The organism is Streptomyces sp. NPDC059224 (genome assembly GCF_042754285.1).
Classification (GTDB): Bacteria; Actinomycetota; Actinomycetes; order Streptomycetales; family Streptomycetaceae; genus Streptomyces.
On the sequence record NZ_JBHZAN010000006.1, the window covers coordinates 174335 to 196606 of the forward strand.

Sequence of the window (22272 nt, forward strand, 5' to 3'; positions counted from 1 at the left end):
GCGGCACGGGAGGCGACCGCGCAGACGGTTTCGACGAAGGAACGGATCCGCGCAGTGACACCGTTGCGTGGCCGGAGTCGGCCGTACTCGATCGGTCGTGCGTCACGGAACGGTACGAGGACGATGCCGTTCCGCGCGTGGTACCGCCGGGCACGCAGTGCGGCGGGCGAAGCGCCGCGGCCGGGCCGCGGCGAGCGGGACCACCTGGAACGAGCCCCGGGGCCAAGCCGGATGGATCGTGCTGCGGGAAGTGAGCCGCAGGTCAGTGCAGGTCCACCTGGAACGCGTGACGGTGGTCGGCGGGGCAGGTGAAGATGCGCAGGTCTCCCCACCGGCCGACGACAACCCCTGTCTCGTCGTCGCTGGCCACGGTGAACAGGAGCGTCATGGCCGTGCCGCAGTCATCGCAGGCAAGGACCGTGGGGTACGTCAGGTGCCAAGTCGGCCAACCGCCGAGTTTCCAGCCGGCGACGCGGGTGATGACGTCACCGCCGTCGCCGGTCTCGCGGATCAGGTTCTCAAGCCGCGGACGGAGCTCTGCCGGCAGTTCCTCAGGGAAAGGGAAGTCGGTCACGCGCTCGGCGCTGATGGCGCACGCCTGCGGAAGGTAGCCGTCCTCTTCGTAGCGTGAGGGCGGCGGCGGAGTCGTCCCATGGCTGATCACGTCAGCGGCCCGACGCCACCGCACCTCGACCACAGGGCTGATGTCGGCCTGCCGGGCCGGAGGATCCCAGTGTTCGTTGGGACACCAGAGGATCTGCAGGAGGTCGATGCCTGCGGGCCACCAGGGACCCGGCGCGTCGCGCTGAAAGATCTGTGCGACCGGCACCATGGCGGTGGCGGGCTCGCCATCAGGGCTGTTCACGTCGGGCAAGGAGCACTCGGGCCACGGTTCGTCACCCGGCCACAGCAGTGGTCCGCCGATGGAACTGGTCCGGCAGTCCGGCTCTGCCCGCTCGGGATGGAACAGGACCGCGTCGCGCGCGTGGGGAGCGAGTTCGGGAAGAAGGGCGAGTATCGCTTCAGCCGTCGGTCTGGGGGTGGGGGTCATCATGCCTTCCGGTCAGCCGGCCGTAGATCGCTCACAGCGTAGGGGCCGGCTGCGACAGTCGCCCCAACCAGCGTTCCCAGACCGTCTTCCAGCCGCCCAGGCGCGTGGGCAGGCCGCGCCACGCCACACCGGTTTGGGGAACGATGAACGGAAACCACGATCACCGACCCACGGGGCAGGCCTCGGTAGTACTTCAGCGCACCCGCTGCGGCCGCAGCAGCTCGAACCACTCGAACCCGCCCGAGTTCTCCACGCCGTGCGCCCGGGACGCGAACCGCTTCTCCAGCGTCTCCCGCTGCTCGACGGGCACGGCGAGCACGTTGATCTCGGCTACGCTCATGCGCCCATCCTGCCGCAGGGATGATCAGGAGGGTCTGAGCGGCCGGGAGGCCGCATGTTCCGGTGCGGCACGATGACGGTCCGGGAGCCGAGCCGGTGTCACCGGCGCACGGTCACCCCACCGGCCCGGGCGCCGGTGTCCGTCTCCAGGACCTGTCCCGCCGGCCGCGGGCATACTGCCCGACGTGCCCCTGTCGCTGCACCACATCGTCATCGACGCCCACGATCTGCCCGCCCTGGCCCGGTTCTGGGCCGAGGTACTCGGCTGGCGGATCCTGTCCGAGCGGGAGCGGGAGGTGGTGATCGGGCCGGACGAGACCGCACCGGTGGGCATCTGCTTCATGCCGGTGACCGACGGCAAGACCGTCAAGAACCGCCTGCACCTCGACCTGACGTCCGCCGCGGAGGACCGGGAGGCCGAGATCGAACGCATCCTCGCACTCGGCGCCCGCAGGGCGGACGTCGGGCAGAGCGGCGACGAGTCGTGGACCGTGCTGGCCGATCCTGAGGGCAACGAGTTCTGCGTGGTCCGCCCGAAGCAGACCCTCGTCGGCTAGCGGTGCGTCAGCTCCCGTCGCGGCCGCACCGCTTCTCCGGTCCGGCGGGAGTCACAGAGTCCTCACATCTTCACCGCAGTCATGTACAACCCTTGCTCCTCGGTGCGGGTCTTCTGACCGCTGGACACCATTGACTCCGGCCGCCCGCCGGGAGGCGGGCGGCCCCCGCATGCCGCAGGAGACAACCCGCATGCACACGTTCCCGCGACTCGCCCTCGCGACGGCCACCGCGGCCGCGCTGACGGGCGGTCTGCTCACGTTCTCCGCCGCCTCGGCCACGGCCGCGGACTCGTTCAAGGTCGCGCGCGCCGACTTCAACGGCGACGGCATCGGCGACATCGCCACCTCGGCCACCACCGCCTACGTCAGCGGTCACAAGGGCGCCGGCCAGGTCGTCGCCCTCTACGGCTCCGCCTCGGGCATCACCACCACCAAGCGCACCACCCTCAGCCAGAACAGCGCCGGAGTCCCCGGCACCGCCGAGGCGGGCGACAGCTTCGGCGAGACCCTGGCGTACGCCGACTTCAACGCCGACGGCTACGACGACCTGGCCGTCGGCTCCCCTGAGGAGAAGGTCGGTTCCGACACCGACGGCGGCACCGTCACCCTCCTGTGGGGCTCCAAGAGCGGCCTCACCGGCAAGGGCGTCGACATCAAGGACCCGTCGCCGAGCAGCCACGACTACTGGGGACTGCAGCTGGCCGCCGGCGACTTCGACGGCGACGGCAAGGCCGACCTCGCCGTCGGCAGCTCCGCCGCCACCCTGTGGGTGCTCAAGGGCGGCTTCTCCGCCAGCGGCACGTCCGGCGGCCGGTACACCGTCAAGCCGCCGATCGAGCCGGGCACCAGCTCCTACCCGTACGGCCCGATGAAGCTCACCGCCGGCGACGTCAACGGCGACGGCCGTACCGACCTGATCGTCGACGGGTACGAGACGAAGACCAGCAGCCACTGGAACACCAACTACTGGCTGCCGGGCAGCTCCAGGGGCGTGACCGTGACCGGCGCCAAGTCACTGAAGAGCGGCATCGTCACCGGCGTCGGCGACATCAACGGCGACGGCTACGGCGACATCGTCAGCGGCGCCTCCTGGGACGCCAGCAGCGGCGGGACCGTCTTCCCGGACTCCGCCACCGGCGGCCGGGTGGCGATCACCTACGGCAGCGCCTCCGGCCCGGCCAAGGCCACCATGTTCAACCAGAACTCCGCCAACGTCCCCGGCACCTCCGAGAAGGGTGACGGGTTCGGCTGGGAGATCGACCTCGGCGACGTCAACGGCGACGGTTACGCCGATCTCGTCGTCACCACCCCGAACGAGGACATCGGCAGCAACACCAACACCGGCCAGGTCACCGTCGTCTACGGCTCGAAGACCGGGATCAACCTGGCCTCCGGCGCCCAGTCCTTCGCGCAGAGCACGGCCGGCGTCCCCGGCGACGACGAGAAGAACGACCTCTTCGGCGCCGACGTCAAGCTCGACGACGTCACCGGCGACGGCCGGGCCGACCTGATCGTCGGCTCGTACGAGAACGCCGGCGACGGCGCGGTCACCTACCTGCCGTCCAACGGCTCGAAGATCACCACGACCGGTTCACGGGCCCTGTCCACGAGCAAGCTGGGCGTCTCGACGACCGGCACCCCGCAGCTCAGCGCCATCTTCGCCGACTGACCCGCGGGTCACCGGAGTTTCTCCGGACGGCGTACGGGCAGGCCCGCCGGTCGCACGACCACGGGCCTGCCCGGTCCCGCGCGCCCGCTCCGGCACCAGGCACCGCCCGCCGCACCGCCTCCGCGTCTCCGCTCCTCACCACTCACGTCTCCTCACCACTCACGGGGAAGTCCATGCCCAAGCGCACCACCCTGCTGCTCGCCACGGCCCTCACCACGGGCCTGCTCACCGCGCTGCCCGCCGCCACCGCCACCGCCGCCCCCTCGGGCCTGTCCGGCGACTTCAACGGCGACGGCTACCGCGACCTCGCGATCGCCGCGCCCGTCGCCAAGGTCTCCGGCAAGTCCGGCGCCGGATACGTGGCGGTCGTCTACGGCACGAAGAGCGGCCTCGACACCGCCAAACGCCAGATCATCAGCCAGGCCACCACCGGCGTCCCCGGCAACCCGGCCTCCGGCGACTACTTCGGAGACCGGCTCACCACCGGCGACCTGGACGGCGACGGATACACCGACCTGGTCGTCGGCGTGCACAGCGAGCGGATCGGCAGCACCGACTCCTACGGCAACGTGACCGTCCTGTGGGGCGGCGCGAGCGGCCTCAAGGGCGCCAGCAACCTCTCCTCACCGATGCCGAGGTACCGCAACGAACTCGGCTGGGCACTGGCGGCGGGCGACTTCGACGGCGACGGGCACACCGACCTGGCCGTCGGCAACAACGCCACGCCCTCCCTGAACGTCTTCCGCGGCCCCTTCACCCGCAAGGGCAAGGCGGCCGCCCTGGTCGGCATCGACACGATCGCCCAGACCACGATCTACGCCGACAAGCTGATCGCCGGCGACGTCAACGCCGACGGCAGGAGCGACCTGCTGGTCATGGGCCAGGAGGAGACCGACTCCGGCGACTACCGCACCCGCAGCGTCCTCTACACCGGTTCCGCCACCGGCACCCTCAAGGTCGGCAAGAAGCTCGCGGGCGGCTACGACGCGGTCATCGCCGACGTGAACAAGGACGGCTACGGCGACATCGTCACCGGCAACTTCATGGAGAAGTCGGCCACCGAGCCGAACGGCGGCCTCGGCGGCGCTGTCACGGTGACGTACGGCGCGGCCGGAGGCCTCAGCAGCCGTAGCCCGGTCCGGATCACCCAGGACACGGCGGGCGTCCCGGAGAAGGGCGAGAAGGGCGACGGCTTCGGCTGGAGCCTGTCCGCCGGGGACGTGAACGGCGACGGATATGCCGACATCGCGGTCGGCGCCGAGGACGAGACCCTCGGCTCGGCGCGGAAGGCGGGCACGGTCACCGTGCTGCGCGGCTCGGCCTCCGGCCTGACCGGCGGCGGCGCCAAGGTCTTCTCCCAGAACACGGCGGGCGTCCCCGGCACCGCGGAGACCCTCGACTACTTCGGCGGGGCCGTCCGCCTCGTCGACGCGAACGGCGACGGCCGCGCCGAACTGGTCGCCTCCGCCTCGAACGAGGACAAGGGCGCGGGCGCCGTCTGGTTCTTCAAGTCCACCACCGCCGGCATCACGGCGGGCGGCTCGAAGTCCTGCACCGGCACCACCCTGGGCGGCCCGTCGGGCACCGCCTACTTCGGCGACGTCCTGGAGGGCTGATCATGCGTGTCCGTACGGCGGCGACCCTCGCCGCCCTCCTCACCGCGGGCCTGGTCCCGCTGGCCGGGCCGGCCTCCGCCGCGCCCGCCAAGTACGCGGACGACTTCAACGGCGACGGCTACCACGACCTCGCCACCGCCGCCCCGGGCGCCACGGTCGGCGGCAGGGCGGACGCCGGCGCGGTCGTCGTCAGCTACGGCTCCAGGTCCGGGATCAAGGCGTCGAACCGTACGGTCGTCACCCAGAACTCGGCGGGCGTTCCGGGCACCGCCGAGAAGTACGACGACTTCGGTTCCTCGCTGGCCTTCGGTGACCTGAACCGGGACGGTTACGCCGACCTGGCCGTCGGTGCCGAGGGCGAGGACGGCGAAGCCGGGTCGGTGACGATCCTGTGGGGGAGCAAGAAGGGTCTGTCCGGCGGGCGGGCCGTCGCCGACCCGGCCCGTTCCTCCCACCACCGCTTCGGTATGTCCCTGGCGATCGGCGACTTCACCGCGGACGGCCGGGCGGACCTGGCCGTCGGCAGCACCGGCGCCGACGTCCAGATCTTCCGGGGCGGCTTCACCAGGACCGCCGGGGCCGCGTCCCGCACCTGGGTGGTTCCCTCACTGAGGACCGGCGACAGCTACGGCTCCCAGTCGCTGGCCGCCGGCGACGTCAACGGCGACGGCGTCGACGACCTGGTGGTCAGCGGCACGATCCACTCGGGGACGGGCGAGTGGATCGACGGCAACCTGGTGTACCTGGGCGCCGGTTCCCGCCCCAAGCCGCTGCGGACGCTGGAGAGCGGCGGCTACGAGCGGGCGGTCCTTGGCGACCTCAACGGGGACGGCTACGACGACATCGTCACCTCCTGCTCCCCGGTCAACGGCTCCACGGTCGGGCCCGGCGTCGTCAAGGCCTACCTGGGCGGCGCGCACGGTGTGGGCCCCACCCCGCAGGCGGCCCTCACCCAGGACAGCCCGGGCGTCCCCGGCACCACGCATGCCTCCGGCACCAGCTCGTTCGGCAGCTCGCTCTCGGTCGGTGACGTCAACGGCGACGGCTACGCCGACGTCGCGGTCGGCGCCGAGTTCGAGGGGGTCGGCGCGGCCTGGCAGACCGGCACCGTCACGCTGCTGCGCGGCTCCGCGGCCGGTCTGACGGGCGCGGGCTCCACCCGCTGGACCCAGAACACGCCGGGGGTGCCGGACTCGAACGAGAAGAACGACTTCTGGGGCAGCGCCGTCCACCTGGCCGACCTCAACGGCGACCGCAAGGCCGACCTCGCGGTGGGTGCCCGGTACGAGAACGGCGGGCGGGGCGCCGTATGGGCCCTGCGCGGTTCGTCCTCCGGCCTGACGGCCACGGGCGCGGTGAGCTTCGGGGCGGCGCAGGAGGCACTGTCGGGCACATGGTCGCAGCTGGGCTTCCTGTTCGCCCAGTGAGCGGCGCCGAGGGGGCGTCGGGGGTGGCCCTGATCGGCCCTGACCGCCCCCGGGGTTCCCCTTAGGGGATGTCACAGCTCTGCGGCAATGGCGGGCTCGGAAGCCCGAGCCCGCCACACGGATCTCCGGGACCAGGTACGTTCGAAGACGTGGCTGGATTCAGGAACGGACGCGGCGGCCGGGACGACCGTGCCCCGCAAGCGCGACCGCAACAACCCGCGTACGGGCAGCAGGCCCCGCCGCAGAGCTTCGGCGGGCAGCCGGCGGGACCGTCCTACGGGTACCCGTCGGCTCCGCAGCCGTACCCGCAGCACGGCGGCGGGTCCGGCTGGCCGCACCCGCAGGCGCGCGGCGGTCACCCGGGACAGGGCGGCGACGGCCCGGAGTACTTCGGCGACGATCACGGCTACGACGGCGGCTACGGCGGCGGCAGCCCCGACCCGTACGCCGCGAACCAGCCGGGCCACACCCAGGCCTTCTCGGTCGACGAGGCCGGCGCCTACACGCAGGGCGCCACCTATCACGCCGGTTCGGCGGCGCCGCCGGGCCCGATCGGCCCGCGGCTGCACTGGAAGGACCTGCTGAAGGGCATCGTCCTCGCGCCGAACCAGACGTTCCTGCAGATGCGGGACTACACGATGTGGGGCCCCGCCCTCATCGTGTCCTTCCTCTACGGCCTGCTCGCGGTCTTCGGCTTCGACGGCGCCCGCGCGGACGCGATCAGCGCGACCCTGACCAACGCGGTCCCGATCGTCCTGGTGACGGCGATCGCGATGGTGCTCTCCGCCTTCGTGCTGGGCGTGGTGACCCACACCCTGGCCCGGCAGCTCGGCGGCGACGGAGCCTGGCAGCCTACGGTCGGCCTCTCCATGCTGATCATGTCGGTCACGGACGCGCCGCGTCTCCTGTTCGCGATGTTCTTCGGCGGCGACGCCGGCTTCGTCCAGCTCCTCGGCTGGGCCACCTGGGTCGCGGCGGGCGTCCTGCTCACCCTGATGGTCGGCAAGTCCCACGACCTGCCGTGGCCGAAGGCCCTGGGCGCGTCGGCGATCCAGCTGATCGCCCTGCTGTCGATCGTGAAGCTGGGCACGTTCTAGCACCGGACGGACATGTGAAGGGCCCCGGCAGCCGTGCCGGGGCCCTTCGCCGCTGGTGCCTGCCTGTGGCCAGGAAGTCCGTCCGCGGGCAGCACGGCGGGCACGACGCAGGCTCCACGACACGGACGGCGTGATCACTCGTCGGGGCGGACACGCATCGCGATCCGAAGCAGTTCCTCGACCGCGCCCGTCAAAGCGGTGTCCTTCGGCCACACCGCGCGAAGACGCCGGTGCAGGTCCGTCCCCGTCACCGGGATCTCCACCATGCGCCCCTCGGCGAGGTCGTCCTGGACCGTGACCGCGCTGAGCACCGCCGGACCGGCGCCTTCGACCACGGCGCTGCGCATGGCGGCGTTGGCGTCCAGGACCATCAGGGGCCTGACCTGCTCGACGCCCGCGCCGGCGAGTACACGTTCGAGGGTCTCGCGCGTGCCCGACCCCGCCTCGCGGACGATGAGCGGAGTCCGGGCCAGCTCGGCCAGCTCCACAGGCTCCCGCCGTCGTGCCCAGGGATGGTGCGGGGCGACCACGACGACCAGACGGTCGGCGCCCACCTGGCACGAGCTGAGCCCGGCCGGCACCACGGGCGCTTCGATGAACCCCAGGCTGATCCGACCGCTCGCCACGAGCGCGGCGACCTGTTCGGAGTTGGTCACTTTGAGACTGACGTAGACATCGGGCGTGCGCCGCTGCAGCGTGCCGATCCAGCGCGGTACGAAGTGTTCGGCCAGCGTCATGCTCGAGGCCAGGCGCAGGTCGACGGCGCGGTCGCCGCGCAGTGCCGCGACACCCGTCATCAGCGAATCCACTTCGGCCAGCACCCGCCCCGACCACTGACACACCGACTTGCCCTCCACGGTCAGCACGGAGCCGCGGGTGTCGCGATTCACCAGCGTCAGCCCCAGGCGCCGCTCCAGCAAGGTCAGGCGCTTGCTGGCGGCGGGCTGGCTGATCCCCAGCAGCTCGGCGGCCCGACCCAGGCTGCCGAGTTCGGCCACCAGTGTCAGCAACCGGAGACTGCCGAGGTCGGGCGGGGACTGGCTCATAAGCACAGGCTATGAGCAGATTCCCGGTTGGGCACTACCGGGTCGCCGCTCACACGGCAAGGATGAAGTCGTCCGGAAAACAGCAGACAAGTTCGAAATGTCGCGATCTCCAGGTGTGATCGGCACAGTGATTGACATGGACTCCGTCGCTTCCCGCGGGAACAGCACGCACCTGCCGGTCAGGACCGGATTGCGCCATCGAGGGCGGTCGTGCCACGGCGGTCGGCTCCGATGGTCGGGTCTGTACGACGGTCCAGGTGTACGGCGGCTCACGTGAGAGCGTCCCGAGCCGATGAGGACGACGGCGCGCAGCCGGTTCGCAATCCCACGTCCACAGGGTGAAGGGCGGACGGATCCGTCCGGCACCCTCCCCGAAACGAGATCCAGAGCAGTAAGGAACCCTCATGTCCCACCACCTCGACACTCCGCTCGCGGCCCAGAACGGGCAGCTGTTCATCGACGACCTGTACGTCTTCCCCGGCGAGAACAGCACGGTGTTCGTCATGGACGTCAACTCCGACATCACCGGCGTCTACGCGCAGCCCGGGTTCCACCCGGAGGCGCGCTACGAGTTCAAAGTTCACTTCGACGGCGCCGACTTCGAGACCCTGACCTACCGGGTCTCCTTCGGTGAACCCGACCCGGACGACGGGCAGACCCTGCGGCTGCACGTCCTGACCGGGGACGAGGCGCGGGAGGACTCCGCCGAGGGAAACCTCGTGCTGGAGGGCCGCACCAGTGAGACGGCCGTCGCCGACGGCACCCGCATCTGGGCCGGGCGCATCTCCGACTCGTTCTACATCGACCTGTCCCTGCTGGCCGTCGTCAACGGGGCGGTGGCGAAGGGAACGGCGGTGGACCTGTCGGAGTGGCACCCGCACAAGGCGCAGAACAGCTTCTCCGGCACCACGGTGGAATCGATCGTGCTGGAGGTGCCCCACGACCACCCGCAGCTGCGACCCGGGGCCCGCACCGGCGTGTGGTGCGCGACCAAGCTGGCCACCGACGCCGGTGGATGGCGTCAGATCAACCGCGGCGGGCACCCGATGATGTGGCCGATCTTCTGGCCCGGCGACACCGACTTCACCAACCCCGCAAACAAGCGGCATCCGTCCGAGGATCTCGCCGCCGCCGGCGAGCTCATCGCCGGCCAGATCTCCGCCGTCGTCGCAGCCACCGGGACCTGCGCCGATCCGGACGGCTACGGCCAGACCGTGGCCCGGCAGCTGTTCCCGGACGTACTGCCCTACGTCGTCGGCACCCCCGCCACGTACGGCTTCGCCACCCGCAACGGCCGGACCCTGGCCGACAACGCGCCCGAGGCGATGCTCTCCGTCGTGACCAACACGGCCGTACCCTCCGGGCTCAAGCCGTCGGTCGCCCAGCATGCGCGCACGGACCGCTTCCCCTACGTCGTGCCCGCCTGACCATCGGGGACCGGACACCACTGAGCCCCTTCCCGATCAGGGAAGGGGCTCAGTGGCGACAACGCCGTGCGGACGCCACCGGCGGCGTCAGCTGCCGGAAGGAGCCACGTCAGAGTGCTTCCCCAGACGGAGTGGTGGGCTCACCCGACCTACGTACCACGGGCAGAACACTCCACGGGAAGTTGATCCACTCGTCGGTCCGCTTCCACACGTACTCGCACTTCACGAGGGAGTGGGACTTCTCGTAGATCACCGCGGACCGCACCTCGGCGACCGTTTCGAGGCAGAAGTCGCGGACCAGCTTCAGCGTCCTGCCGGTGTCGGCGACGTCGTCGGTGATCAGGACCTTCTTGTCGCTGAAGTCGATGACGTTGGGAACGGGAGCGAGCATGACGGGCATCTCCAGGGTGGTCCCGACCCCGGTGTAGAACTCGACGTTCACCAGATGCAGGTTCTTGCAGTCGAGCGCGTAGGCGAGTCCACCGGCGACGAAGACGCCGCCGCGCGCGATGCTGAGCACTATGTCGGGCTCGAACCCGTCGTCGGCGATGGTCTGCGCGAGCTCGCGCACGGCGACGCCGAACTGCTCGTAGCTCAGGTTCTCCCGCAGGGGACTGTCGCCGCTCATGGCCGGCCCCTCACACCTGCGTCCGATGGAAGCTGAGGTAGGAACGCGAGGCGGTGGGCCCGCGCTGCCCCTGGTATCGGGAGCCGTAGCGCTCGCTGCCGTAGGAGTGTTCGGCGGGGGAGGAGAGCCGGAACATGCACAGCTGCCCGATCTTCATGCCCGGCCACAGCTTGATGGGGAGGGTCGCGAGATTGGACAGCTCAAGGGTGACGTGCCCGCTGAACCCCGGGTCGATGAACCCGGCGGTGGAGTGCGTGACCAGCCCGAGCCGGCCGAGCGAGGACTTCCCCTCCAGCCGGGAGGCCAGGTCGTCGGGGAGCGAGATGACCTCGTACGTCGACGCGAGGACGAACTCGCCGGGGTGGAGGATGAAGGGCTCGTCGCCCTCCGGCTCCACCAGCCGGGTCAGGTCCGGCTGCTCGACGGAGGGGTCGATGTGCGGGTACCGGTGGTTCTCGAACACCCGGAAGAGGCGGTCCAGCCGCACGTCGATGCTCGACGGCTGCACCATGGATTCGTCGTAGGGATCGATCCGTACCCGCCCGGCGTCGATCTCGGCCCGGATGTCCTTGTCAGAGAGAAGCACGCCCCGAGGATACGCAAGGCGCGCGGACCCGCGACAATCGCGACAGTCCGCGCGCCCCTGCCGGCGTCCCCGGCTACTGCTGCTGCTTCTCAAGGGCGACCGGCACGACACTGCGCAGCCGGGCGCACTTGGGACACCGGACGAGCCGGCCGGGGCCGAGCCGCTCGGCCTGCTGCATCGGGAACGAAGTGGTGCTGAACACGTGCCCTTCGGCACAGCGGACGACGGTGCGTTCCATCAAGTCCCTAAAATCCCTTCCCCAGGAGCCGCGTCGGGCTTACTGCCGTGACGACGGAAAGCCACATTACGGGATCTAAGGGACGGCTCTCCAGGCGGCGCTCCGGCACGCCCGGCCCCTCTCTCGCGCCCTTACCGTACGCCCCAACTCCGGCCGCCCGCACCCGTATCCCACCCCGTGAAACGCACCCGGACCCCGCGGTCCGAGCATCGGGGGTCCGTCATGAGGTACAGTGAGCGAGCGTTCGGACCCCGACGTGGTCGGCGTCTTACGCGGGTGTAGTTTAATGGTAGAACATCAGCTTCCCAAGCTGAGAGCGCGAGTTCGATTCTCGTCACCCGCTCCATGGAGAAGGCCCAGGTCAGGGACCCGGGCCTTTTTGCTGTCCATCGTGATCGGTCGTCGCGTGCCGGATTCATGCCGCAAGGCTTTTCAGGTGCTCTCTGCGCGGCAGCGGTCCATGCCGTACGGACGCGCTCGGTGCCATCTCGCCAGTACCCGACCTGGATGCTTCGGGCGAGGTCCGGGGCTTGGCGTCACGGCAGCCGCGCAGAGCCTCGTCGGTGAGCCTGTCGTTGTCAGAGCCAGTCCTTGTCATCGGCTGCGGCCGCGGTTCCTTCCCCCGGTTCCGCCGCACGCAGCCGTGCCTGGGCGGCGAGCCGGTCTTGATGCCGCTCACGTCATGAGGGCCTCACCTCGGGGCAGGAGCCCCGTGATTTTTTTGTCACTCCTTGATCAGATGCGTCTCCGGACGTGAACTGCCGTCTGTGTGGCGATCCTATGATGGCCAAAATTGTTGGCCTGAGGGGGAGTTGTTGAGGGTGTCACGAAGATCGCTCGCTTTCGTCGGGGTGGCCGCGCTGGTACCGCTGCTCGCTTCCGCCGCCGCGCAGGCGGCATCGGGCTCGCTGACGGTCACCACGCTGGGGCGGCACGGGGCCAAGGTCTCGACGACCGTCACCGTCGTCGCCGTGCCGTCCGGTCAGACGTACACAGTCAAGTCGGGCAAGCGGATCAGCCTGCCGTCGGGGCGCTACCTCGCGATGACCGACATATACGAGAGCGCTACCGAGGGTCTGGGCACCGACACCATCGGCGCGCAGGTCGTGACGGTGTCGGGCAGCAAGTCGGTGACGCTCGACGCGCGCAAGGGCAAGCCTGTCAAGGTGTCACTCGACACGCCTGCCGACGTGACCGGGCCGCCACGAGTCAGCGCGCAGGTGTGTGCCGCCACTATGGACATGCCCTCCGCCTTCAGCGCGGGTGGCTGGAACGACGAGGGAGCCCTCTACGCCATCCCGAACTCCTCCAAGCTGCTGCAGTTCGGGTACCTCGCGCAGTGGTCCGGCAACGACAGCTATGTCGCCGTGAAGAAGACCACGGGCATCCCGGCGGCGCCCGGCGGCTCGTTCAAGCGGTCGGGGCTTGCGACCATGCGCTTCTCGGTGCGCGCCGGAACGCAGATGGGTACTCAGGTCGACACCGCGCTCCAGGCGGTGCCGAAGACCGATGACTGCACGACCGACCTGATGGCCCAGGTGCGCGACGACGACGCCCCGTACAGCGCCACCGTCCATCTGACTCCCGGAACCTGGCAGCCGCGCGACGACATCTTCGGCAGCAACGGCGACGACGTCAGCGGCGGGTTTCCGAAGCTCAGGACTCTGAAGGCGGGGCAGAGCCTCACCCAGTCCTTCGGCCGGGCTGCTTGGGGCCCCATGCGCAATCTGCCGCTGCTCGGGCAGAAGTCCGTCACCTTCTCTGCGGACGCACTGATCGGCGACCTCGACATCGGCGGCGACTGGGGGGACGTAACGAAGGAGACGGTGGTCCTGTCCAAGGGCGGCACCACCGTCAAGAAGCAGACTCTGACCGACTGGCGCACCGGGCCCGCCGAGTTCGACGCCCCTGTCCGCTCGGCCGGCTGGTATCGCCTGACCGTCGACGCCCACCGTTACCGTCCGGGCATCACCTTCCCGGCCGGCATGCTGTCCCCGCGGGCGACCCTCGACTGGCACTTCAAGGTGTCCGACCCGGCCAAGGCGATCGTCGCTCCCGTCTTCCTGACCCGCTTTCTGCCCACCGGGCTGAACAGCCACAACCAGGCCGCGCCGAACAGCACCACGACGGTCGACGTGAGTGCCGGACGCGCCTCCCAGGGCCCCGACACCAAGCTCACCAAGGTGACCGCCAAGTCCGTCCGGGTCTGGTCGTCCGCCGACGGCGGCAAGACCTGGAAGGCGGCGACTGTCAAGCGGGCCGGATCGGCCTGGCAGGCGTCCGTCCGCAACCCGGCGTCCGGAGCCGTCGCCCTGCGCTCCGAGGTGACGGACTCCGCCGGGGACAGCTCGGTGGAGACGGTGTACCGGGCGTACGCCATAGGCTGAAGGCGTTGCTCCCCTGATGGTCCGCCGGCCCGGAGGAATCCGGCATCCGGGCCGTGCCCGACTGACAGGGTCCGCCGCTCCGCCGCTGCCTGATGTGCCCGTGCAAGGCCGTCTCGTCGGCCAGCGCTTCCTTCCGGACCCGGTCGTGCATCCGCCACAGAGGAAGGCTTGCGGCGGCTCGTCTCGGAGGGCGTGCCCGGAGCGTGCCCTCCAGGCCGGTCGACCACGGTGGGCAGCAGCGCGAACCTGCCCGCTGAGGGCGGCACATCGGAGCGCGGGCGCCTAGAAGAACCCCGGGTTTCCGGAGCGCCGTCGCTTTCCGAGCTGAGAGCGCGAAGTTCGATTCTCGTCACCCGCTCCCTGGAGAAGGCCCAGGTCAGCGACCTGGGCCTTTTTGCTGTCCATCGTGATCGGTCGTCGCGTGCCCGATTCGTGGCGGAGCGTTGATCGTCTGGATCGACGGCACCGTCCGTTTCGTGCGCCAGCCGCGCCCGCAGACCGGACAGGCCCGTCTCGGCCCACGCCGTCGAGTGCTCCCTGATAGTCGGTTCAACGCGTCCGGGTATGTGGTGAGACCCGGCGACCGACAGTCGCGCCCGCCCGCACCCGAATCCGCGACGCGTCGGGCCCTGAGCGCGGTCGCGTGGGAGGTCGGCTCTACGATTGGCCGACCCGTGGCGCACCGCGATCGCCGCTGAAATGGCGTGGGTGGTACGGGTATTCGCATATTCTGGGGGATTCGTCGAGTGAGACTTCGTGCTGTTCTGCCTGCCCTGACAGCCGGTGCGCTGCTGACAGCCGTACTGGCCCTTCCGGCAGCCGCCGCCGACTCCGCGACAGCCGCGCCGCATGAGCCGGTGTCGGGTGCCGCTGCGAGCCCGTCCGTCGCCGCGAGCCCGGGCCCACCGGACACACCAACGGGCTCCGCGGTCGCCACACCGACCGGCACCGCCGGCCCGGTCCCGTCCGAGACCGTGACGTCCGCGCCGACCGCCGGCAGCCCGGATCCGCACCAGTTCGAGGTGTACGGCGTCGGCAACTCCTCGTCGGACCACTGGAAACTCTCGCTGTCCGTCTACAGCGCCACCGCGACGGTCACGGGCATCACCGCCCGCTACCGGCCGCACGGAGCGCCCGCGGACGCGCCCTGCGTCGCCACGACGTCGGACTTCGTGCCGAACCCCTACTACGGCGGCCAGGTCTCGGCCGACCGGCCCGTCCTTCCCGCCATGGGCGTCTACGACGTCTCCGTGGACGTGACGGACAGCTCGGGAGACGTCGAAGACTTCCCCGACGTCGGCGAGTTCACCTACGCGGCGCAGGTGTCCGTCGGGAAGCTGGCGTCCGACCGGAGTTCCGTGGACTACGAGCACCGCTCGTACACCGTCTCCGCCCCAGTCACCGTCACCGACCCCAGCACCGGCGCGGTGCTCGACCCGGCCGGTGTGTCGGTCGCCCTTGCCGATCCGGAGGCCGGCGTCCCGTCGGAAACGGTCGCGGTCGCCACCGCGCGGGCGGACGGGCGGGTGGCCGCGCCGGTCACGGTGAAAGATCGCGTCACCTACCGGACGGCCGGCGCCGACGGCACCGCCACCGCGGGATACCCATACTTCCTCGACACCGGCGATCAGACGTCGCTCACCGTGCCGGCGACGGCGGAGACCACCCGGATTCGCGTCCTGAGCAAGACCGACGTCGACGTTCCCAGAGGCGGCCGCACCACGATCACCGGTGTGCTCGAACGGAAGGTCGGGTCCACCTGGATGGGCACGCCGGACCAGAAGATCTACACCATGGGGCCGGCCTCCTTCTCCGCCACGGTCAGGACCACCGCCACCGGCACCTTCGCCGTCAGCACCGGTACCGCCGGTGCGTACTACTTCAACAACTACTGGGACTACGATCCCTTCCTCCTGAGCACCGACAGTGACGCGACACCGGTATACGTGCACGTCCCGGCGCCCAGCCGCGTCACCCCGTTCCACGTCAGCGAGGACGAGTACGGCGAGGCGGTGATCGACGGCCGTCTGGACCTCCACGGGACGGAGTTCGCGAGCAACACGCACTCCATGACGATCCAGTACTCGTCCAACGGCAAGACCTGGCACACCGTCGGCAGCACCCGGATCGGCCGGTCGGGTCTCGCCGGTGATGAGTTCATGACCTACGCGACCTACGACGGCCAGGCGAACGGCTACTGGCGGGCGTACTTCCCGGGCACCCCGGACTACTCGCCCTCCTACAGCGCGGCGGTCAAGATCTACCGCACTCCCACCCGCGTCACCGGGGGCAAACCCAGCCACACCACGGTGCGCAAGAACACGTACGTGACATTCGGCGGCCACCTGCAGCAGCGCGGTCCGTCCGGCACCTGGTCCGGCATCTCCCATACCTACGCGTACCTGGAGTTCCGGGCGACGGGAAGCAAGACGTGGCACTACGTCACGCGCGTGAAGACCGACACCAAGGGCGCCTACCACCTGAGCGGCAAGGCGACTCACGGTGGCACCTGGACCGTCGTGTGGTTCACCTCCGACAGCCACCACGTCGACTCCAACGGCCCGGAGAAGTACGTCCACGTGCGCTGACCTGTTCCTCGGGCCCAAGCCCGAGGGACAAATCGGGTCATGACACCACCACATCCCGGACCGCTCCAAGGCGGGAGCGGTCCGCGGCATCCGGCTCGGCCGAGGACTGCGCGTACGCCCGGATCGCCGTTCTCCGGCGCCTGTCGTGCTCGGAGACCGGGCGCGTGGGAGGCGCGTGCCCTGCGGTCGCGGGCCGTTCACCGTGCCACACCTCGTTGACCTGTGGCTGCACGCCAACCGGTCAGTGGTTCGCACAGGTGGGAGCACTCGGCCTGCCTGTCCCGAACCGCGCCGGGCATCTGCCGGCCGGGGCGCATCCCGGCAAGAGGGAGGGCGACGTCTTTGCCGAGCGGGCACTTGGCCGCCAAGGCTTTCGCGTCAGAGCCGTAGTTCGCCGGGGAGCGGCCGGAACTCCTGGAGGATCGTGGCCGCCTCGGGCGGACGGGGATCGAGCCGGGCGGCGGAGGCCCACGGCGTGGGAGCGGCGGGGCCAGCCGGAGTGGCGGTACCGGGGAATCCGCGGAGGCACAGTCGTGTCGGCCGTCCGGGCGGGTACTCGGTGGGGGACCATCGGGACACCGACGGCACCATCGCCCGGGGTCGAGGGCCTGAGGTCCGGTGGAGAGCACGAGAGGCGGCTGTCGGCGGTGGAGCCAGGTCTGTGGCAGCAGGTGGTCGAGCAGATGGGCACGGCCGTGGTCGTGATCGGCCCGGCCGGACGAATCGCCGCGGTCAACCCGGCCACCGAACGGCTGATGGGCCGGCCGGCGGCGACGATGGTTGGCCGGGACCTGCACGACCTGTGCCACCGTGACCCGGGAGGCGCCCCCGTCCCGCGAGAAGGCTGCCCGCTGCTGCGGGTGTTGTCCGAGGGCCGTCCGGCTCGCGGGCACGACGACAGGTACCTGCGCGGCGACGGCCGGCTGATCCCGGTCTCCTGGTCGGCCACGCCCCTGACGGACGACGGCGTCTCCGGTGCCTTCGCGGGCATGGCCGTACTCATCGTCGAGACGGCGGCGGACCGCGGTGCCCCCGGGGAACGCGCGGAGCGGGCCGAACGGGCCGCTCGTACGAGCGCCCTGGAGAGTCTCACCGAGCGGCTGACGCTCGTCGCGGAGATCACCGATGTGCTCGGTCAGACCCTGGAGGTCGACGAGGCTCTCGCCCGGTTGAGCCGGCTCCTGGTTCCCCGTCTCGCCGACTGGGCCGCGGTGGACCTGCGGGTCGGCTCGGGTCAGGTGCACCGGGTGACGGTGACCGGCCCCGACGGCCGTGACGCGGGGCAGGAGGACTGGCGCGGTCAGCTGCCCCCTGCCGGGGAGTCGGCGCAGTCGCCCCTGGTCCAGGTGCTGAACGGAGGAGGTCCCGTCCTCCAGGACCGGGCGGTGCCGGAGGCGGCGTCCGACTCGCCGCTGGCCGCCGTCCAGGACGACTTCCTCAGAACGACGGGCGCGGCTTCCGTCATCACGGTGCCGCTGGGAAGCGGACGGCGGGTCACCGGCGCCCTGACACTGGTGCGCACCGACGCGGCACGGCCTTTCGGCACCGGCGACCTGGACGTGGTGAGCGACGTAGGCCGCCGGGTCGGCCTGGTCATCGACAACGCCCGCCGCTTCGGCCGGCAGCGCGCGATCGCCGAGGCCATGCAGCGCAACCTCCTGCCCCCGCTGCCCGAGCACGGCCGGATCCGGCTGGCGGCCCGGTACCAGCCGGCGCCGGCCGGTTCGCAGGTCGGCGGGGACTGGTACGACGCGTTTCCGTTGAGGGACGGCTCGCTGGCTCTGGTCATCGGCGATGTGGTGGGCCACGATCTGACCGCCGCGGCCGGCATGGCGCAGTTGCAGGGCGTCCTGCGTTCCCTTGCCTGGGACCACACCGGGCCGACCGGTGCGGTAGTCGACTGTCTCGACGACGCCATGCACGCCATCACGACCGTGTCGATGGCCACCCTCGTCCTCGCCCGTGTCCAGGGTCCGGACTCCGGTCCCTGGACGCTGAGCTGGACGAGCGCCGGGCACCCGCCGCCTCTGCTGCTCACCCCGGAAGGCAACGCGCAGTACCTCGAAGCAGGGCAGGGACTCATCCTCGGGACCGATCTCGGCGGCGGCAGCCGTCGGCCGAGCGCCGAGCACGCCCTGCCACCGGGGTCCACGCTCCTGTTCTACACCGACGGCCTGATCGAGTCCCCCGGCAGCGACCTGGACACCGGGCTAGGCCGGCTGCGCCGCCACGCCCTCGGCCTCGCCCACGAACCGCTGGACACGCTCTGCGACCGGCTGACGGCCCGGATGCCGCCCGGCAGCACCGACGACGTCGCCCTGCTCGCCCTGCGCCTGCCGGTGCCCGCGAGGTGATCCCGAGGATGCCTCCGCTCACGTCCCCCTCGTCGGTACCAGGACGCGGAACGGCTCGGGCGGCACGGCCGGCACCACGGGCGGGCGGTCGTCGTCTCCCGCGTTCCGCCGCCAGGGCTCTGTGCGGTCGTACGACCTGACGGGAGACGAGTGTCCGGCCGGGCGCCGCCGACCACTCCCTTCCTTCGACCGTGGCGCCGGTGACACGGCCCCACTCGCGCGGCACCAAGGCCAGCGGTCGCGGGAGTTCCACGAGGAGGTCGCGGGAGCGCGGCCGCCGTGCCCCGTCGACGGACCGGGCCTCGTGGTGCGGGGAAGCGGCCGCCACGGAAGGGGAGCGCCGGGCGACCCGGGGCGGCACCGCTGCCGTCCCCGCAGTCAGTAGGGACTTGAGCCGCTAGCGGTGTTCGGGGTTCTCGTGGTCGCGGCGGCAGCCGGCGTCCCAGGCGGTGCGCTGGTTGCCGTAGGCGGGGATGCCGCCGAGGTCCTTCAGTGCGCGGGCCAGGTGAAGCAGGTTCCAGGTCATGAAGGTGGTGTTGCGGTTGGTGAACTCGTTCTCCGGGCCGCCCGAGCCGGGATCGAGGTACGACGGTCCGGGGCCGGCCTCGCCGATCCATCCGGCGTCCGCCTGGGGAGGGATGGTGTACCCCAGGTGTTGCAGGCTGTAGAGGACGTTCATGGCGCAGTGCTTGACGCCGTCCTCGTTGCCGGTGATCAGGCAGCCGCCGACCCTGCCGTAATAGGCGTACTGGCCGGCGTCGTTGAGCAGGCTGGAGCAGGCGTAGAGGCGTTCGATCACCCGCTTCATCACGGAGCTGTTGTCGCCCAGCCAGATGGGGCCGGCGAGCACGAGGACGTCGGCCGCCAGGACCTGCCGGTACAGGTCCGGCCAGGCGTCCGTCTCCCAGCCGTGCTCCGTCATGTCGGGCCAGACCCCGGTGGCGATGTCGTGGTCCACTGCCCGGACGACGTCGACTCGCACCCCCTGCGCGTCCATGACGGCGGTGCTGCGGTCGATCAGCCCCTGGGTGTTGCTGATGCCGGGCGACCGTTTGAGGGTGCAGTTGATCACCAGGGCACGCAGGTCGTCGTACCGGGCCGGCGGTGCGTCGGTGGCGGGCGACGAAGCGGTCACACAGTCCTCCCAGAGCCTGCCGCCGCCAGGCGTTCGGCGGCGCGTCCACATCCGGGTCCAGCGTGCGGGCCGCCCGCGGCAGGCGCCACCACAGTGCCTCCGAACGGCCCTGGCGGTGCTCGGACTCCGGCGCGGGCCGGTACCCGCCACCGGTCTCCGGATGGCGGCCGGTGAGTGGCCGGGGCGGGCGGGCGTGCCTACGTTCGCCTCATGGGCACCGAAGGCGCGACCGGGTCACGGGACACCGAAGCAGTCGATGACGTCGCGCACCTGTTGGTGCGTTGTCTGCGGGCCGAGGGCGTGGAGTACGTCTTCGGCATCCCGGGTGAGGAGAACATCCGTTTCGTCGACGCGCTGAAGGGCTCCGGGATCCGGTACGTCCTGGTGCGTCACGAACAGGCCGCCTCGTTCATGGCGGAGATCTACGGGCGGCTGACCGGCCGGGCCGGTGTGTGTTCGGCCACGCTGGGGCCCGGCGCCATCAATCTGCTGCTCGGCACCGCGGACGCCATGACGAACAGTGCGCCGATGCTGGCCCTGGCCGCGCAGGGCTCCCTGCGCCGCATCCACAAGGAGTCGCACCAGGTCATCGACCTGGTGTCGATGTTCACCCCCGTCACCCAGTGGTCGGCCTGTATCGAGTGCCCGGACGCGGTGCCGGAGATGACGCGCAAGGCGTTCAAGACGGCGCAGAGCGAACGGCCCGGCGCCGTGTTCCTCGCGGTCCCGGAGGACGTCGAAGCGGAGCGTCCGGCCGCGCCACTGGAGCCCCTGCAGATCGACACGGTGCGGGCCGACGCACCGTCACCCTCGCAGATCGCACGGGCGGCCGACGTGCTTTCGGCGGCCCGGCACCCGGTCGTACTGGCAGGCCATGGCGCCGCCCGGGCCGGGGCCTCGGCCGCCCTGGTGCGGTTCGCCGAACGGCTGGACATCCCGGTCGCGACCACCTTCCACGGCAAGGGCGTCTTTCCCGACGACCATCCCAATGCCCTCGGCGCGGTCGGCTTCATGCGCCACGACTACGGCAACTTCGGCTTCGACGCGGCCGATGTGCTGCTCTGCGTGGGCTACGAGATCCAGGAGTTCGACCCGGTCAAGATCAACCCGAACGGCGACAAGCGGATCATTCACATCCACCGCTTCCCCGCCGAGGTGGACACCCACTACCCGGTCGCCGTGGGTGTCGAGAGTGACCTCTCACAGGCGCTGGACGCGCTCGGGGCAGCACTGCCCGAGGGACTCACCTACGAGTCGGGAAGCAGCGAGAAGATCCGTACCCTGCTCGACGAGGAACTGCGGTACGGACGTGACAACGATGCGTTCCCCCTGGTACCGCAGCGCGTCGTGACCGATGTGCGCACCGCGCTGGACCGCCACGACATCGTGCTCGCCGACACCGGTGCCGGAAAGATGTGGATGTCCCGTCTCTACCCCACCTACGAACCGGACACCTGCCTGGTCTCCAACGGCCTGTCCACCATGGGGTTCGCCCTGCCGGGGGCCATCGCCGCCAAGCTGGCCCGGCCGGACCGGCGGGTCCTGGCGATGATGGGCGACGGCTCGTTCCTGATGAACTCCCAGGAACTCGAGACGGCCGTCCGTGAACGCGTCCCGCTGGTCGTCCTGGTCCTGGTGGACGAGGAATACGGCCTGATCACCTGGAAGATGGAACTCGAACTCGGCCGCCACAGCCACACTCGGTTCACCAACCCGGACCTGGTCGCCTACGCCGAGAGCTTCGGCGCACGCGGCTATGCGATCGAGACCGCCGGCCAGCTGCTGCCCGTTCTGCGCCGCGCCCTCGACGACGACTCGGTCTCCGTGATCGCGTGCCCCGTCGACTACTCCGAGAACCTGCGGCTGACCGACAGACTGGGCACTCTCCACGGCCCGTTCTGATCCGGCGGCCCAGAGTCTCCCGGGCAGGTTCGAGGCTGTCCGGCGCAATGCGGTGGTTCGGCTGCCCTGCGTGTCTCGGGTCATGGAAGTCGCCCTGGCGAAGGGCGACGAGTTCGCGGCGCCGAGAGCGGGGGCGGTCAACGGCCGGTGCGGCGGCCCGTCGTGGACGCTGCGTGACGAGGACCTCTTCACCGGAGCCCGGACACCGAAGCCGCGGGCGGACTC

The 22272-nt window shown here is 70.6% G+C and carries 16 protein-coding genes, 1 tRNA gene and 2 pseudogenes; 11 read left to right on the forward strand and 8 right to left on the reverse strand.

Going from position 1 to position 22272, the window contains the following annotated elements; genetic code table 11:
• Positions 1–262: 262 nt before the first annotated feature.
• Positions 263–1054, reverse strand: coding sequence for a hypothetical protein (locus tag ACFXI4_RS08505; protein WP_384988962.1), 792 nt, complete (start codon positions 1052–1054; stop codon positions 263–265).
• Positions 1055–1259: 205 nt separating this feature from the next.
• Positions 1260–1391: pseudogene (locus ACFXI4_RS08510) on the reverse strand (antibiotic biosynthesis monooxygenase family protein); the annotation flags it as partial.
• A gap of 184 nt (positions 1392–1575) precedes the next feature.
• On the opposite strand from ACFXI4_RS08510, the gene ACFXI4_RS08515 reads away from it, so the two are divergent.
• The 5 genes from ACFXI4_RS08515 to ACFXI4_RS08535 all read left to right on the forward strand — a co-directional run bounded on the left by ACFXI4_RS08515 (position 1576) and on the right by ACFXI4_RS08535 (position 7756).
• Complete coding sequence (locus tag ACFXI4_RS08515) at positions 1576–1947, forward strand: VOC family protein (RefSeq protein ID WP_384988963.1); 372 nt, start codon at positions 1576–1578, stop codon at positions 1945–1947.
• 190 nt (positions 1948–2137) lie between these two features.
• A complete protein-coding gene (locus tag ACFXI4_RS08520) occupies positions 2138–3616 on the forward strand; it encodes an FG-GAP and VCBS repeat-containing protein (RefSeq protein WP_384988964.1) in 1479 nt (492 codons plus the stop codon).
• A gap of 173 nt (positions 3617–3789) precedes the next feature.
• Entirely contained in the window at positions 3790–5232 is a 1443-nt protein-coding gene (locus ACFXI4_RS08525; RefSeq protein WP_384988965.1) for an FG-GAP-like repeat-containing protein, read from the forward strand.
• Positions 5233–5234: 2 nt separating this feature from the next.
• Positions 5235–6659, forward strand: coding sequence for an FG-GAP-like repeat-containing protein (locus tag ACFXI4_RS08530; RefSeq protein WP_384988966.1), 1425 nt, complete (start codon positions 5235–5237; stop codon positions 6657–6659).
• A 68-nt stretch (positions 6660–6727) separates the two neighbouring features.
• The gene (locus tag ACFXI4_RS08535) at positions 6728–7756 is read left to right on the forward strand and encodes a YIP1 family protein (RefSeq protein WP_384988967.1); all 1029 of its coding nucleotides are present in this window, start codon (positions 6728–6730) and stop codon (positions 7754–7756) included.
• Between the two features lie 134 nt (positions 7757–7890).
• Here ACFXI4_RS08535 and ACFXI4_RS08540 read toward each other — a convergent pair whose 3' ends face one another.
• The gene (locus tag ACFXI4_RS08540; RefSeq protein ID WP_384988968.1) at positions 7891–8802 is read right to left on the reverse strand and encodes a LysR family transcriptional regulator; all 912 of its coding nucleotides are present in this window, start codon (positions 8800–8802) and stop codon (positions 7891–7893) included.
• A 404-nt stretch (positions 8803–9206) separates the two neighbouring features.
• Between ACFXI4_RS08540 and ACFXI4_RS08545 the strand changes: the two genes are divergently transcribed.
• A complete protein-coding gene (locus ACFXI4_RS08545) occupies positions 9207–10229 on the forward strand; it encodes a DUF4331 family protein (RefSeq protein ID WP_384988969.1) in 1023 nt (340 codons plus the stop codon).
• 109 nt (positions 10230–10338) lie between these two features.
• On the opposite strand, the gene ACFXI4_RS08550 is transcribed toward ACFXI4_RS08545, so the two are convergent.
• The 3 genes from ACFXI4_RS08550 to ACFXI4_RS08560 all read right to left on the reverse strand — a co-directional run bounded on the left by ACFXI4_RS08550 (position 10339) and on the right by ACFXI4_RS08560 (position 11681).
• A complete protein-coding gene (locus ACFXI4_RS08550; RefSeq protein WP_384988970.1) occupies positions 10339–10857 on the reverse strand; it encodes a phosphoribosyltransferase in 519 nt (172 codons plus the stop codon).
• A gap of 10 nt (positions 10858–10867) precedes the next feature.
• The gene (gene dcd / locus ACFXI4_RS08555; RefSeq protein WP_384988971.1) at positions 10868–11443 is read right to left on the reverse strand and encodes a dCTP deaminase; all 576 of its coding nucleotides are present in this window, start codon (positions 11441–11443) and stop codon (positions 10868–10870) included.
• Between the two features lie 73 nt (positions 11444–11516).
• Positions 11517–11681, reverse strand: coding sequence for a hypothetical protein (locus ACFXI4_RS08560; RefSeq protein ID WP_362728503.1), 165 nt, complete (start codon positions 11679–11681; stop codon positions 11517–11519).
• Between the two features lie 272 nt (positions 11682–11953).
• Between ACFXI4_RS08560 and ACFXI4_RS08565 the strand changes: the two genes are divergently transcribed.
• From ACFXI4_RS08565 to ACFXI4_RS08580, 4 genes are all read left to right on the forward strand, one after another.
• A tRNA-Gly gene (locus ACFXI4_RS08565) sits at positions 11954–12027 on the forward strand.
• Between the two features lie 475 nt (positions 12028–12502).
• On the forward strand, positions 12503–14068 hold the full coding sequence (locus tag ACFXI4_RS08570; RefSeq protein WP_384988972.1) for a hypothetical protein: 1566 nt from the start codon (positions 12503–12505) through the stop codon (positions 14066–14068).
• Positions 14069–15042: 974 nt separating this feature from the next.
• A complete protein-coding gene (locus ACFXI4_RS08575; RefSeq protein ID WP_384988973.1) occupies positions 15043–16656 on the forward strand; it encodes a hypothetical protein in 1614 nt (537 codons plus the stop codon).
• A gap of 647 nt (positions 16657–17303) precedes the next feature.
• Positions 17304–19010, forward strand: coding sequence for a SpoIIE family protein phosphatase (locus tag ACFXI4_RS08580; RefSeq protein ID WP_384988974.1), 1707 nt, complete (start codon positions 17304–17306; stop codon positions 19008–19010).
• A gap of 139 nt (positions 19011–19149) precedes the next feature.
• Here the strand turns inward: ACFXI4_RS08580 and ACFXI4_RS08585 are convergent.
• Positions 19150–19371: pseudogene (locus ACFXI4_RS08585) on the reverse strand (DUF5994 family protein); the annotation flags it as partial.
• A gap of 36 nt (positions 19372–19407) precedes the next feature.
• A complete protein-coding gene (locus ACFXI4_RS08590; protein ID WP_384988975.1) occupies positions 19408–20145 on the reverse strand; it encodes a flavodoxin family protein in 738 nt (245 codons plus the stop codon).
• Between the two features lie 210 nt (positions 20146–20355).
• Here ACFXI4_RS08590 and ACFXI4_RS08595 point away from each other — a divergent pair, with 210 nt between their 5' ends.
• Positions 20356–22047 (forward strand): acetolactate synthase large subunit, encoded by a 1692-nt coding sequence (locus tag ACFXI4_RS08595; RefSeq protein ID WP_384988976.1) that lies wholly within the window; start codon positions 20356–20358, stop codon positions 22045–22047.
• Positions 22048–22272: the final 225 nt, after the last annotated feature.

What these genes read in the sequence shown, in the direction of transcription:
- ACFXI4_RS08540 (WP_384988968.1), bottom strand. Translation starts at nt 8,802, where the DNA reads ATGAGCCAGTCCCCGCCCGACCTCGGCAGTCTCCGGTTGCTGACACTG.
- ACFXI4_RS08550 (WP_384988970.1), bottom strand. Translation starts at nt 10,857, where the DNA reads ATGAGCGGCGACAGTCCCCTGCGGGAGAACCTGAGCTACGAGCAGTTC.
- ACFXI4_RS08535 (WP_384988967.1), top strand. Translation starts at nt 6,728, where the DNA reads ATGTCACAGCTCTGCGGCAATGGCGGGCTCGGAAGCCCGAGCCCGCCA.
- ACFXI4_RS08520 (WP_384988964.1), top strand. Translation starts at nt 2,138, where the DNA reads ATGCACACGTTCCCGCGACTCGCCCTCGCGACGGCCACCGCGGCCGCG.
- ACFXI4_RS08525 (WP_384988965.1), top strand. Translation starts at nt 3,790, where the DNA reads ATGCCCAAGCGCACCACCCTGCTGCTCGCCACGGCCCTCACCACGGGC.
- ACFXI4_RS08530 (WP_384988966.1), top strand. Translation starts at nt 5,235, where the DNA reads ATGCGTGTCCGTACGGCGGCGACCCTCGCCGCCCTCCTCACCGCGGGC.
- ACFXI4_RS08505 (WP_384988962.1), bottom strand. Translation starts at nt 1,054, where the DNA reads ATGATGACCCCCACCCCCAGACCGACGGCTGAAGCGATACTCGCCCTT.
- ACFXI4_RS08560 (WP_362728503.1), bottom strand. Translation starts at nt 11,681, where the DNA reads ATGGAACGCACCGTCGTCCGCTGTGCCGAAGGGCACGTGTTCAGCACC.
- ACFXI4_RS08595 (WP_384988976.1), top strand. Translation starts at nt 20,356, where the DNA reads ATGGGCACCGAAGGCGCGACCGGGTCACGGGACACCGAAGCAGTCGAT.
- ACFXI4_RS08545 (WP_384988969.1), top strand. Translation starts at nt 9,207, where the DNA reads ATGTCCCACCACCTCGACACTCCGCTCGCGGCCCAGAACGGGCAGCTG.